The sequence below is a fragment of the Pseudalkalibacillus sp. A8 genome (genome assembly GCF_045920555.1).
In the GTDB taxonomy this organism is placed as follows: Bacteria; Bacillota; Bacilli; order Bacillales; family Fictibacillaceae; genus Pseudalkalibacillus.
Genome location: NZ_CP174509.1, coordinates 5,757,574 through 5,770,321 on the forward strand (window position 1 = coordinate 5,757,574; position 12,748 = coordinate 5,770,321).

13 protein-coding genes and 1 riboswitch are annotated in these 12,748 nt (G+C 41.2%); of the genes, 3 read left to right on the plus strand and 10 right to left on the minus strand.

Features of this window, described 5'->3' with window-relative positions:
- Window positions 1-56: 56 nt before the first annotated feature.
- A complete protein-coding gene (locus tag ACJROX_RS28720) occupies window positions 57-2,072 on the minus strand; it encodes a penicillin-binding transpeptidase domain-containing protein (RefSeq protein ID WP_408008582.1) in 2,016 nt (671 codons plus the stop codon).
- 199 nt (window positions 2,073-2,271) lie between these two features.
- Between ACJROX_RS28720 and ACJROX_RS28725 the strand changes: the two genes are divergently transcribed.
- Window positions 2,272-3,759 (plus strand): IS1182 family transposase, encoded by a 1,488-nt coding sequence (locus ACJROX_RS28725; RefSeq protein WP_408006191.1) that lies wholly within the window; start codon window positions 2,272-2,274, stop codon window positions 3,757-3,759.
- 144 nt (window positions 3,760-3,903) lie between these two features.
- Here ACJROX_RS28725 and ACJROX_RS28730 read toward each other — a convergent pair whose 3' ends face one another.
- Window positions 3,904-4,965, minus strand: coding sequence for an acyltransferase (locus ACJROX_RS28730; protein ID WP_408008583.1), 1,062 nt, complete (start codon window positions 4,963-4,965; stop codon window positions 3,904-3,906).
- Between the two features lie 199 nt (window positions 4,966-5,164).
- On the opposite strand from ACJROX_RS28730, the gene ACJROX_RS28735 reads away from it, so the two are divergent.
- Window positions 5,165-5,938 carry a GNAT family N-acetyltransferase gene (locus ACJROX_RS28735; RefSeq protein WP_408008584.1) on the plus strand — a complete coding sequence of 258 codons (774 nt, stop codon included), beginning with the start codon at window positions 5,165-5,167 and terminating at the stop codon, window positions 5,936-5,938.
- Between the two features lie 81 nt (window positions 5,939-6,019).
- The gene (locus ACJROX_RS28740) at window positions 6,020-6,556 is read left to right on the plus strand and encodes a DUF2569 domain-containing protein (protein ID WP_408008585.1); all 537 of its coding nucleotides are present in this window, start codon (window positions 6,020-6,022) and stop codon (window positions 6,554-6,556) included.
- Between the two features lie 125 nt (window positions 6,557-6,681).
- On the opposite strand, the gene ACJROX_RS28745 is transcribed toward ACJROX_RS28740, so the two are convergent.
- The 8 genes from ACJROX_RS28745 to ACJROX_RS28780 all read right to left on the minus strand — a co-directional run bounded on the left by ACJROX_RS28745 (window position 6,682) and on the right by ACJROX_RS28780 (window position 12,745).
- Window positions 6,682-7,815: a DUF5667 domain-containing protein gene (locus ACJROX_RS28745; RefSeq protein ID WP_408008586.1), complete on the minus strand. Its 1,134-nt coding sequence runs from the start codon at window positions 7,813-7,815 to the stop codon at window positions 6,682-6,684.
- Between the two features lie 128 nt (window positions 7,816-7,943).
- Window positions 7,944-8,027, minus strand: a riboswitch (cyclic di-GMP riboswitch).
- A gap of 285 nt (window positions 8,028-8,312) precedes the next feature.
- The gene (locus tag ACJROX_RS28750) at window positions 8,313-8,795 is read right to left on the minus strand and encodes a glutathione peroxidase (RefSeq protein ID WP_408008587.1); all 483 of its coding nucleotides are present in this window, start codon (window positions 8,793-8,795) and stop codon (window positions 8,313-8,315) included.
- 330 nt (window positions 8,796-9,125) lie between these two features.
- Window positions 9,126-9,329 (minus strand): hypothetical protein, encoded by a 204-nt coding sequence (locus tag ACJROX_RS28755; protein WP_408008588.1) that lies wholly within the window; start codon window positions 9,327-9,329, stop codon window positions 9,126-9,128.
- Window positions 9,330-9,477: 148 nt separating this feature from the next.
- A complete protein-coding gene (gene kynB, locus ACJROX_RS28760; RefSeq protein WP_408008589.1) occupies window positions 9,478-10,095 on the minus strand; it encodes an arylformamidase in 618 nt (205 codons plus the stop codon).
- A 27-nt stretch (window positions 10,096-10,122) separates the two neighbouring features.
- On the minus strand, window positions 10,123-10,557 hold the full coding sequence (gene fabZ, locus ACJROX_RS28765) for a 3-hydroxyacyl-ACP dehydratase FabZ (protein ID WP_225064807.1): 435 nt from the start codon (window positions 10,555-10,557) through the stop codon (window positions 10,123-10,125).
- 73 nt (window positions 10,558-10,630) lie between these two features.
- Window positions 10,631-11,218, minus strand: coding sequence for a transposase (locus ACJROX_RS28770; protein WP_408008591.1), 588 nt, complete (start codon window positions 11,216-11,218; stop codon window positions 10,631-10,633).
- 335 nt (window positions 11,219-11,553) lie between these two features.
- On the minus strand, window positions 11,554-11,895 hold the full coding sequence (locus ACJROX_RS28775; RefSeq protein WP_408008592.1) for a DNA-directed RNA polymerase subunit beta: 342 nt from the start codon (window positions 11,893-11,895) through the stop codon (window positions 11,554-11,556).
- Window positions 11,896-11,917: 22 nt separating this feature from the next.
- Entirely contained in the window at window positions 11,918-12,745 is an 828-nt protein-coding gene (locus ACJROX_RS28780) for a flagellar hook-basal body protein (protein WP_408008593.1), read from the minus strand.
- Window positions 12,746-12,748 lie beyond the last annotated feature (3 nt).

Consider the following 12,748-nt stretch of genomic DNA (forward strand, 5'->3'; position numbering starts at 1 on the left):
CATTCGGGCGGAGGCATACTATAGTCCGCTTTCAATTTCCGACAACCGTACGTGTTTTATTCGGTTACGAGGATATCCTCGAAGACTTTCTCCACTTTCGGCGTGACGTAATGACTGCCATTGCGTTTTTTAACGTCTTCGATCATCATCGAGATGAGAAGAGAAGGGTTTTCGGTGTTCCAGGCGACGAACCAGCCGTTTTCTGTCCCTTCTTTATCATCCTTCGATTTTTTCAATTCAGCCGTACCTGTTTTGCCTGCAATTTTTACGTTGGCAAGCTTCACATCATTTGCTGTACCATTCGGACTTTCAACCACTTGCACGAGATCATTCACAATCGTGTTCGCTGTTTCCTCACTGATCACATTCTCTTTCCAGGTTTGCGATTTTTCTTCATCCGTAAAAAGAATCGGCTTGACCATCGTCCCTTTTGTAACAAACGGCGTGTATGTCAGCCCTAAATGAAGAGTGCTCATTTCTACCTGTCCCTGGCCGTATCCACTATCAGCAAGCTGACCTTCACTCGAGAACCCTCCATTAATGATTTGTGAGGACTCGATACCAAGCGGGAATGGTATTTTTTCATCAAAACCGAACTTCTTGGACTCTTGTAAAAACGCATCCCCACCAATATCTAACATCGCCATCGCAAAATAGATATTATCCGATCGGACAAGTGCATCCTGTAAATTGACTTGCGTGTCCGGACTTGGGACACGAGTGATGTAATGATTCCCGCCCCAAGAATCCTTTTGCCAACGGTTGTTTGCCGGGATCTTCTTTTCCGAAGCAGGATCGATTGCATCTGTTTCAAGTCCAATTGCAGCAGTGATCGGCTTGAAAGTGGATCCTGGTGCGTACGTATTGCTGAAACGATTCCTCAACGGTACAGAAGGGTCATTTGCAAGCCTATTGTACTTTTCACCAGTTACCCCTAAATTCGGGTCATAAGAAGGTGTACTGACAAGTGCTAAGACTTCCCCGGTGGTCGGGTTAAGCGCAGCTGCTGAACCTTCGTCCTTCCGCATTTGATGGAAAAGCGATGACTGGACAACTGAATCAATCGTCAGTGTATAATCTTTCCCGTCAACGGGTTCGTTTTTAGCAAGGATATCCTTTGTTGTTCCATCTGTATCCTTGTTGACGATTTCACCACCGAGCTGACCTCTCAATTCTTTTTCAAGTGCTCGTTCGAGGCCTGTTTTACCGATGATGTCTTGAGCCGTGTATCCCTCGTCTTTCTTTTTCTCCAACTCATCAGCATTAACAGCGCCGACATAGCCTGTCAAATGTGCCGCGGCCGCTTTCAATGGGTAGACCCGTGCTTTTTTCTCTTGTAATTTAGTCCCATTAAGCGGTCGGATCGCTTCAATCTTCTCTCGGTCATCGTTCGCCAACACCTCTAGAGGGACAAAGGAATCTGGTTGGACCCAGGATTGGTTTAAAGCTTTCTCAATTTCCTCAACCGGAACATCGATCAATTTCGATAGCTTTTCTTTTACCTCTTCTTCATCTTCTTTCAGCCAAGATGGTACAAGACCGACCTCTTGAACTACACCATTGATCGCAAGTCCCTCACCATTTACATCAAAAATTTCACCGCGTTCAGGCTTGATCGTTGTGGCTGAAATGGTATCCCCTTCTTCCATGCCAGCGAAGATCATCGATGGACTCCAGTTGATTGCCCATTTCTCACTGTCTTCACCTTTTTCATAGACGAGTTCTGCTTGATAGGAAGTCTCAAGCGGACCAGCGAGCGTATCCATTTTTACCGTATAATCGAACGTCGGCTTATCCTCTTCATCGTATTTCTGCTCTTCCCCCGGTAATTTATATGTAGCTTTCAAATTACTCATATTGATACCTTCATAAATGTTCGTATACCGTTCAACAAATTTCTCTTCTGTAATCTGCTTTTTCGATTCTTCTGATAAAAGGCTGTACATTTTGGCATAGTCCTGTTTTTCCCATGCCTTCATGTAGCTTTCAAACGTCGTTTCAGGCTTCGGTTTGTCAGAGCAACCGACGAGGCTGAAAACGAGACAAATTAGAATGAATATTGATTTCCGCAAGTCTGATCCCCCCTAAACTTTGACTCACTTCTTCTATATTACCATTATCTTCTTTATTTTTCTTATTTAATGATTCTCTTTGAAAAAACAAAAAAGACCCCTGAAAGAGAGTCCTGCAAAACGAATACAGTAACTGGAAAAAGCGCCCTTCGGGGCGTTTTTTGATATGATGAAAGAAAAATGCAAAGGAATTGGATAAATGTTAAAAGATCAATATCAAGAAACTCTTTCCTTTCATGCCGAGTTGTACAATTTAATACCAGAAGATCACCTATTAAAGAAAATCGATAAGGTGGTTGATTTTTCATTTATATATGACCTTACGAAGGAATCATATTGTATGTATTACGGACGACCAGCGACTGAACCAGAGTTACTACTTCGAATTCTTCTCATCCAGACCTTATATGATTTATCCGATGATCAAGTCATTCAAGATGCCAATTTACATTTAGCTTATAAGTGGTTTTTACGATTGAATCCCGAAAGTTCTTTACCCCATCCTACACAATTAAGTCGATTTCGAAACCATCGATTAGGAGCTAATCGTGTAGAGGAAGTATTGGAAGAACTCGTCAAGCAGTGCCAGGAAAAAGGGATCATCCAATCGAAAGCACTCATTTTAGATTCTACACATGCCCAAGCAAACGCAAGTAAGCGTTCGCCTCTACAAGTGCTAACAAAAGCAGCTTCAAGGCTCTCCAGAGCCGTTAAAAAACAACATACCAAACTACATAAAAAATTACCTAAAGCTCCAAAGCTTAATGATATTCCAGAGGAAGAACAAGCTAAAGAAATGCTTCGGTATTTAGCCCATTTAGGTGAACAAATCGAACAGGCTCTTCCAGATGCGGAAGGCGCGATAAAGGATAAGCTGGAGACCGCAAAGAGAATTGTCGAAGACGAAAGGCTTCTTTCGAAGAAAGGGATTCTGTCAGCAGTAGACCCGGATGCGCGTTTTGGATGGAAGTCTACTACAAAATCCTTTTATGGTTATAAGAATCATCTTGCGATGACCGAAGAAGAAATTATTACGGGTGTTCAGGTCACTCCAGGAAATGTAGATGACGGTAAGCAATTAAAAGAATTAGTGAACCAATCTAAAGCTGGTGGAATGGAAGTTAACGAAATTCTCGCTGATACGGCTTACTCATCTAAGCATAATTTATCCTACTTACAACAAAATTTAATCACAGCATCCATCCCACTCAATCCATCTGTTTATGGAGCACGAGAAGAGGACAACTTTCAATATGATAAAGAAAGAGATCAAGTGATTTGTCCAGCAGGACACCATAGTATTCGAAAAGCTCGAACGGGTAAAAAAGATACTGGAACAAACCAAATGAACACTTTTTATTTTGACGTTGATATATGTAAAGAATGTCCGTTAAAAGAAGGGTGTTATAAAGAGGGGAAAAAATCAAAAACATACTCCATTCGGATCATTTCTGAAGAACATCAACAACAAATGAAGTACTTAGACTCGGAAGAGTATCAAGAACGGAAAAAGGTACGTCCATCTATAGAGCATAAGAATGCGGAATTAAAAAGATTCCATGGGTTAACCAGGGCGAAATACCGTGGTTTATTAGGTATGAAAATACAAACCTATCTCTCGGTGTTCGCTGTAAACATTAAAAGAATGACAAAATTATTACCACAAAATGAGCTGGGAAATGTGTAATATCAGCCCATACTTCTTGAAACATGTAAAAATCCACCAGAAAGTTAAGATCAACTTTTCTAACTGGTGGATTTTTCTCTATTAAAGATTTTTTCGCCCTATTTTGCAGGACTCTCTGAAAAAGAGTCTTTTTGTTGATGTTATTTATTTGTTCTGCATGCGCGGTACCGGAATGATATACTGTACAAATGATAATTTTCGGATTGCCTGGACGATTCCAATTGAGAGCAGCATCACGAGTATATACATAATCGGTAATCCTCTGGTCGCCCATGCGGTGTGTGGTAAAACTTGATTCAAAAACAACAATACTAAGGGATGGACGAGATAGATCCCCATCGATAGTGTTCCGATCAATTTTAAAGGACCATAAAGGATTCGTCTGCTCTGGATGACCGGGAACAGTCCGATGACAGCTATACTTAATAAAGGAATATTAATCAAATTCGTCATCCGATTTGAAGGAATCGAACCCATTATTTGATATTCATAAATGGCTAATACATATACCATTGCTATTAAAATTAGTAATTTAGCCTGGCTGGTCACAAGCTTTGTTATTGAACGCCAATAATATGCTAAGAACCCACCGAATATGAAATAAAAAATCCATGTAAAAATGAAAACACGGTTATTCAAAAGAGCTCCTAAGCCTTCTTGAACGGATATGAAATTCGATAGATTTATAAAAAATGCACTTACTATAAATGAGACAATCAAAGCTATCATCCATGATAACTTTGTTCTAATTGCTTGTAACATTGGAAAGACGAAATAAAATTGGATAACGATAACCATGAAATACAAATGGTAAAAAGAAGCTCCCATTAAGAAAGATTCTATAAAATCTTGTCCAGATGGCAAGGTTGCATTCAACACGATTACTTTGATCAGAAGATAAAAAACACTCCAAACCACAAATGGCATTATGATTTTTGTGAATCGGGATTTTAAAAACCTTTGAAAATCAAATCCTTTTGCTTTTACTTGATGGAATAATAAAAACCCACTGATCAAGGCAAATGTTGGTGTGCCAAAGCGCCCTAGCTGATTCAATGCAAAAGTCAGCCAATTGAAGGTCTGGCCATGTTGATTATAATAGCTTGCACTAAGGTGTACAAGAACCACACCAATACAAGCAAATGCCCGTAAAAAATGAATCTCTTCAAAAAATTTTCCTTTAGGTTTCTCAAGTGTTTTCTCCACTAGTAAAACCTCCCCCCTAACGTCATTACATTTATCAGTTCGCCGATAATGGGGGGAAAGTGACTATAGTTTCATTTACAATTTATGTAAAAAGTTAGGTTGACACTAATCTTCCTCATTTGTAAAGATTAAGTTGCAGGATTTTTACGTCATGGGACGAAATGGCTTTTATTAGAGAGAAAAGAGGCTTAAAACACCAATGGATCAATTGTGGAAATATGTGCCCGGGGTAATGTGGGATTACGAAAGTATCCCGGACAATGTTGAGTATGTGGAACGGCCGGAGCTAATGATGTATAGGACGAAAGGCTCTTCAAGTATTTTATCCAACAAAGTTGTAAAAGTAAAAGTAGAATCTGTGGAAGAATTCTTGGCATTATCCAGGGAAATCGAGCACTTTTATGATGAGAATCCTTTCTCCTGGTGGGTTGGACCTGATTCAGCACCTGAGGATCTGGTTTTGAAAGTTCAGTCGTTGGGGCTTGAATATGAGGACACTTATTATGGGCTCGTCAAAGTAGTTGACCGATGGGAAAAAGTTGAGATGCCGTATGCGGTGGGAAGTGTAGTTGATGAACAGGATGTCAGGCATTTTGTAGATGTAGCCGCAAAAATCTGGGGATATGATGACGCGACAAAAGAAACGTTGGTCCGGCAAAGGCTTGAATACTTGAGGGATCCTAAATGCAGGGGCGGTTTTTTGATTGTCATGGATGGCACACGTGCAGTGGGATATGCCGGATATCGGTTCAGCACGGATGGCGAGGCTATGTATCTTGCAGGGACCGGAGTTTTAGCTGAGTACCGGAAGCAAGGCATTTACCATGCTCTTTTATCAAAACGAATGGAGCTTGCGAGTTCATACGGAAGTAACTGGCTCGTCACTCAAGCTCGGAAAGGCACTTCAGAACCGATTTTACGAAAGTTGGGGTTTGAAGATTCAGGGAAATATGAAGTGTTTAAAAGAAGCTGAAATTTGGGTCGTATGCTCCAGTTTCTCTTGGCTGGTTTCAGGGTATTAAAAAGTAGATTTAGGAATCGAAAGGAGATCATTATGGGATCTAAACTCGAAGGGATCGCTGGATGGTTGATTTTGATTGTCGCAGGTCTTTTATTAGTCCCGATCATTCGCCTCTATGCTCTTTATCAGAGTTACGTAACCGTTTATGATACGCCGGCATGGAGTTTGTTGACTGAACCAGGTAACGGGATGTATCACGCATGGTTTGCCCCCACTTTTTTTATCGGCGCAGCTGTTGATTATGTAATCATAATCTTATCATTGATCGCATTGTGGCTATTGTTCCAAAGAAGCCCGTCGTTTCCGAAGTTTATGATTTACTTTCTGGTCGGTGTGACCATTTATTCACTCGCCGATGGTTTCGTGACGAACTGGATTTTCAGCTCACTCCCTATCTCGGAAGAAATGCTTGCTTACATTAAAAATCAATCCTACAGACAACAAATCGGTTCGTTGATTTCATGCTTGATCTGGGTCCCATACTTATTAAAATCCAAACGAGTCAAAGTAACATTCCTAAAACAGACAAGCATACGCCCACCCCTATCCGGCAATGGAATATCAGTATAAAAAATATTTGTACCAGGTACTTTTTAGAGCCCTTGGCACTGTTGAGGTTGTAATTAGTGCCTGCCACCGTAACAAAGAAAGAGACCTCCGCTGAGTGCGTGGAGGTCTCCTTAGGGTAGCCGATGTTAGTTTCTGCCGTTTCCGTTCCCATTTCCATTACCGTTACCTTTGCCATTGCCTTTTCCATTTTCTTTACCGTTGCCTTTGTTTCCGCGTTCATTGCCTTGCTTATCGTTTTTACGATTTTTATCACCGTCACGATCTTGCATGGCTTTTCCTCGGTCTTCGTTGGCTTTTTCACGCTTTTCTTGAGCTTTTCCGGCCTTTTCTTCCGCTTTTGCAAGTCGTTTTTCTGCTTTTTCTTCAGCTTTTTCTGCTTTTTTATGTTGTTCCTCAATTTCAGTGTTAGTTTCTTCAGTTCCTTCAGTTTCTTCTCCTTCAGGAGCCTCGGTTTCTTCTTTAGCTTCTTCTTCTTGAACGAGGTCTTCACTATTTTTTTCTTCTAGCTTGGCAATCTTATCATCTAGTTTTACAAAGGCTCTCTGAACATTTCTCATTAAGGCATCTTGAGCATTAGGGTTTGGTACATTTATGAGCGCTCCGAGTAATGCATCGATGTTTTGTGATAATTTTACCTGAAGCTCGTCTTCTTCAGAACTGTCTTCATCCCCAGTTCCTTCTTCAGTAGTTCCCTCGTTTTCTGTACCTTCTTCATCTTCAGTAGATTCTTCACCAGTTTCTTCTGAAGACTCTACTTCTTCAGATTTCTCCATTGCAGCTTCTTGAGCTTTCAAGGCTTCCTCAAGCGTCTCTTGAGCCAATTCATCTTCACCTGCAGCAAAAAGTGCATTTGCCTCAGCGATACGAGTAGCTGCGATATCCGCTAAAATTTTTGCCTCTTCATACTCAGCAAAAGTAACAGCTAGACGAACATTCTCGACCATCTTTTTAACAAAATAGAAAAAGTACCCTGGTAATAAGGATGGTTCCTCTACTTCTTCAGTAGGTTCCTCTTCTAATATTTCTTCATTAGTAGACTCTTCTTCAGTACCATCTTCTGAAGATTCCTCTTCGGTACTTTCTTCAGTATTTTCTTTAGTTGTATTCTCTTCTTCGTTTGTAGTTTCTTGCTCTGTAGATGTTTCATCGGACACATCTACCGTTGGTGTAGCTTCATCCGTGTTTGCAAACGCACCAGGTGAAGCTCCAAATAGTAAAAGTGAAGCTGCGCTGATCGTTGCGATCCATTTTTTTAGCATGTCTTTCATTCCCCTCTGTCCTTTATTCATAAAAAAAAAGCAGATTGCCAAGGCTGTAAGAAGCTTTCAACCCAGGAATATGCCATAGGACCCTCTTGGGGTACCAATATATGTATGTGTTACTGGTCCTAGGCAACTGGCTGACATAGGTAAAACCGTTAGTCCCTTTAGCTTTGCGTCACTACCTTTCGATAGCTTTGCCTTTATCCACTTTTCATTACTTGTAGGATACAAGAATTCGACAAGATTTTCCAAGTAAAATATACCCGTTTTTCCAGATGATTTATAGTACTTTTATATCACATAACACAGTTAATCGGTGATTCTTTTATGTTTAGGATTTATAGACTAGTCTTAAAGGCCTGAATCATTATGTTAACGCTTTCATTACTGAAAGATTCAGGAATTAATTTGAGTAGTCGAATCTTACTTTGTAATCCTATGCGAAGCCTATACTGGAGATAAAAAGGACGAGTAAGGACTCGTCCAACACCATATTACCGGCTCAGCAATTTTTGAACGTCTTCTTCCATATTTTCGGGGTTGGTTTTAGGGGCGTACCTATTGATTACTCTACCCTCTTGATCGACGAGAAACTTGGTGAAGTTCCATTTTACCTGATTAGAAAGCAAACCAGGTGCTTCCTTTACCAGGTGTTTGAATAGAGGATGGGCATCTTTGCCTTTGACATCCACTTTACTGAACATGGGAAAGCTTACCCCATAATTGACTTGACAGAACTCTTGAATGTCTTGTTCTGATCCGGGTTCCTGATTCATGAATTGGTTGCTGGGAAAGCCCAGTACTTCGAAACCCTGGTCCTTATAAGTATCGTACAGTTTCTGCAACCCCTCATACTGGGGGGTGAAACCGCATTTGCTTGCCGTATTGACAATCATCAGCACTTTCCCTTTATAATCCGCTAATTTCTTATCTTCTCCTGTAATCGTCTTGGCCGAAAAATCATGAACACTACTCATAGAACCGCCTCCTTTTAATTTAAAAATTAGCAATCCCCAACATATAAGTCAAAAGTATCTTTTAAAATATAAAAAGCCAGCCTTATGGATATTGATTTATCCTCTTTATAATGCTCGGTGCCAGGTACCGATTCAGACCCCTTGGGAATACTGACTTCCTGATCGGTGCCTGGTACTTCTCACAAACCCAGTTGCAGCAAGGGGTAAACTGTCGTGCCTGGTACAGCATCCATTGTACAGCATTCAAAAACAAAAAAATAGAGCTGCATTGGGCAGCTCATAAATGAGGGTAGGGAGGTAGGACAGTGTGCCTACGGTTTCAGTTTAAAATCAAGAACCGTTTTCAGAAGATTCGCCTTCACCACTTTCTTCAGTGTTCGTTTCTTCTTCGGTTGGTTCTCCATTAGTTGGTTCTTCATTAGTTGGTTCCCCATTAGTTGGTTCCGTTGGTTCTTCTTCCGTTCCGTTACATGCTGTTATTAACATAATTGCGAATAATGCAGAGCCAAGTTTAGCGAGAAAGCTTTTTTTCACGGTAACCACTCCTTGTATCGCAAGTTTTTTTGCTGGCTGTGTACCAGCTACTTACAATATAGAGCATTTTCCGTTAAAATTGGGTAATTTTACTGAATGCATAAACATTCCTAACGATTTTAACACCGCACTAACATTCACTTAACAATCATCTTCGTAAAATGGCTCTGACCGGGCTGGCATCGGATTCAGTTAGCGGCAATGGCAATGCGATCAGTTCATAGACGCCTTCCTCGACATCATCCAGAATGACACTTTCAAGGATATGAATGTCGTTGTTTAGTAAACCATGATGTGCAGCCAAATCCTTTGAATCTACCTGGTCGACGGAAGGAACATCCACTCCAATCAGACGGATGCCTTTTTCTTTTAAAAATGGCGCAAGTTCTTCTGAAAGGTAGGTGATCGATTCCGGAAACTTACTTCGGTCTGTCCAGGATCCGGTTTTTATAAGCAATCGCTCTACTTTACTTAAATCATAACATTCCAGATCCTCAGGTTTTATCGAATCACGGTCTTCTAGATGGACGACGAGTGTATCGCCAACGTAAAGCTCCGGCTGGAGATCCAGCATCTTTTTACCATCATTGTCAAAATGAAACGGTGCATCTACATGTGTTCCTGTATGGGTACTCAACGTCAGACTTCCGACGTTCACGGATCCAGTCTCTTCTTTCGTCCAGTTCAATTTAAAAGAAAAGGGAGTATCGCCAGGCCATGTTGGCACTCCCTCCTTCAGCGGTTGAGAAATGTCCCAAATTTTCATCAGCAAATCTCCCCTTATAATAGCTATCTATTCTTTCTTTTCACCTAACGCGAACATGATTTCAGCTTCACAAGCGACCTCACCATCGACGGTTGCAACAGCCTGTCCTTTCCCCATCGAACCACGGACTCGCGTCAATTCCACTTCAAGGCGTAATTGATCTCCCGGGCGTACTTGTCTTTTAAAACGGCATTTGTCGATACCTGCAAAAAAGGCCAGACGTCCACGATTTTCTTCTTTTTTTAGAAGGGCAACCGCTCCCACCTGAGCAAGTGCCTCTACGATCAAAACACCCGGCATGACAGGATATTCAGGGAAATGTCCATTGAAAAAGTCTTCATTTGCGGTCACATTTTTAATCCCGGTTGCATGTTTACCTTCTTCAACTTCAAGAATTTTGTCCACTAGTAAAACCGGGTGACGGTGTGGAATGATTTCCTTGATTTCATCGATGTTCAACATATGTAAATCCTCCTATGTATTGCTTTCTTTTTTCCTATCATAGCACAAAACAGCTTTGAAAAATAAATCCTGGCTAAAGGAAGGATTCCAGGGATTTTTCCAGCTCATCGCCTGTTATGGATGCAGTTGGATCGTTTTCTACGAATTTCTGGTACTCGATATTTTGGGGATAGGGAAAATAAGAGAGCACGGGATAAGGATTTACGTTGGGGAGTCTGTGGAAATCAACATATGTCCGGTAGCTGCTCCATTCATACGCGCTTGGTGTTGTTGCTAGATCGGCATTCACTGGGTTGAAGTGGATGTATTTGCTGACGTCCATTTGATAGTTCGGCGAATCGATCAGTTTAGCACCATAACGTCCTTGGAAAACATGGCCGACGAATTCATATTTCTTATTGAAATAGAGCGCATAACGATGATGGATCTTTCTTATGATTTGATCGGGTGCTGAAAAGTGGGTTTTTAATTGAAGGTGGATGTGATTGGTCATCAGGCAGTAGGAGTAGAGGTCGAAGGTGAATTCTGATCGGGCTTCGCCGAGAATTTTCATGTACTTCAGGCGGTCTTGATTGTCGTAAAAGAGAGGGGTCTTGCGATTTCCACGCGAGGTGATATGATACTCCGCTCCGGGATACCATACCCTTAGCTTTCGAGGCATAACGTCACTCCTTAAAAGAATTTGTTCAGTTTGATTTATCAGCTAGTGAATGGGGATTATTTCTTATAGGTGTCGAAAATAGAGGAAACTTACCATCATTATACCGCTAAATAGATAAATTTGGTAAATGATATTTATCAGTTTCCGACTGATCGTTTGCGAATCACACTCTGAGGTTGTTTATGAGCCGATTTCAGAATTTATGAGCCGATTTCAGAATTTATTGCGTATTTTGAGTACTGAGTTATTCCACAAATTTTACATGAAATTCAAAAGCCCTTTGGAGGGTAAACCTCCTAAAGGGCTTCCATGCAAGGTTCTTATTCAGATTTCATTCATGCGTCTTTTTTGACAATATCGACGATGTGCTGCCATGTGTCTTTTTTGAAGACGTCCATCATTTCTCCGTCTCCGACTACTCCATACCCTACAGCTAGTCCTCCCGCAAGGCAAAGCGCGAACAAGAGAACAACAATGATCAACCGTAGCCAGATCGGCACAATGCGTTCCTGAAGCTTATCTGACCGTACTCTCTGTTGTTTACGCTCTTCCTGTGAAGAAGGCGAGCTTTCCTCGTTCTTCTTCAAGTATTTTCTTATTAATTTATTTTTACTCGTCTTAAATGCTTCTCTTAAAGAAGATCGTTCATTTTTGGCTTCTGTATTTTTTTGAATCATGTTAACTCCCCATTAATCCTGCTTAACGAATGGTATTCACTAGTCCCATCATCTGATCAGCCATCGTTACGGCTCTGGCATTCACCTGGTAGGAACGTTGTGTAGTTAAAAGTTCTGTCATTTCCTGAGCGACATTGACATTGGATTGCTCCAACGCACCTTGCTGGATCAAGTCTTTCATTTGCTCCACTAGTGCAACAGCTTGTCCAACCGGCGTATCAGGACCAAGTCTAAAACGGTTTTCTCCATACGCCTCTAATAGCTGAGGCCGTACAATTTCGGCCAAAGCCAATCGGCAAGCATTTACAACCGTCCGATCCGGCATCGTGACTCCAATCGTCCCATTTCCATTGATCGAAATCGATTCAAATCCTGCCGGTATCTCAATCGGACCGTTTTCACCCATCACACGATCCCCATTCGCAGCAGTAAGTTGTAATTGATCAGGGTTTCCTTCTACTGGATTCAAGTAAAAAGACCCTTCCCTTGTATATTCAATGATTTCGACATTATTTTCAAGTGTTTTCGAAATTTGAAACATAACGTTCGGATTTAATAAGGCAACATCCAGGGTTCTACCCGTTTCGAGAACACTGCCTTGCTCTAATCGAAGGACGGTCCCAGAAACTCGTGATCCACTTCCAAGACGAATTCCATCCGGTGTCAAACGGCCCATCTCAGCTCTCTGGTTCGGCTGGTTGTTTATCTCTTGGACTAGTAAATCAGAAAATTGTACATTGCGTCTCTTAAATCCATATGTATTACTATTCGAAAGGTTATTTGAAATCGTGTCTAACTGCCGTTGCAGCTGTCCTATCGATACAGAAGCCGTAATCATCGATCGATTCATCAT

Coding starts and splice junctions, on each gene's coding strand:
- ACJROX_RS28725 (WP_408006191.1), top strand. CDS start 2,272: ATGTTAAAAGATCAATATCAAGAAACTCTTTCCTTTCATGCCGAGTTG.
- ACJROX_RS28735 (WP_408008584.1), top strand. CDS start 5,165: ATGGATCAATTGTGGAAATATGTGCCCGGGGTAATGTGGGATTACGAA.
- ACJROX_RS28740 (WP_408008585.1), top strand. CDS start 6,020: ATGGGATCTAAACTCGAAGGGATCGCTGGATGGTTGATTTTGATTGTC.
- ACJROX_RS28745 (WP_408008586.1), bottom strand. CDS start 7,815: ATGCTAAAAAAATGGATCGCAACGATCAGCGCAGCTTCACTTTTACTA.
- ACJROX_RS28750 (WP_408008587.1), bottom strand. CDS start 8,795: ATGAGTAGTGTTCATGATTTTTCGGCCAAGACGATTACAGGAGAAGAT.
- kynB (WP_408008589.1), bottom strand. CDS start 10,095: ATGAAAATTTGGGACATTTCTCAACCGCTGAAGGAGGGAGTGCCAACA.
- fabZ (WP_225064807.1), bottom strand. CDS start 10,557: ATGTTGAACATCGATGAAATCAAGGAAATCATTCCACACCGTCACCCG.
- ACJROX_RS28770 (WP_408008591.1), bottom strand. CDS start 11,218: ATGCCTCGAAAGCTAAGGGTATGGTATCCCGGAGCGGAGTATCATATC.
- ACJROX_RS28775 (WP_408008592.1), bottom strand. CDS start 11,895: ATGATTCAAAAAAATACAGAAGCCAAAAATGAACGATCTTCTTTAAGA.
- ACJROX_RS28780 (WP_408008593.1), bottom strand. CDS start 12,745: ATGAATCGATCGATGATTACGGCTTCTGTATCGATAGGACAGCTGCAA.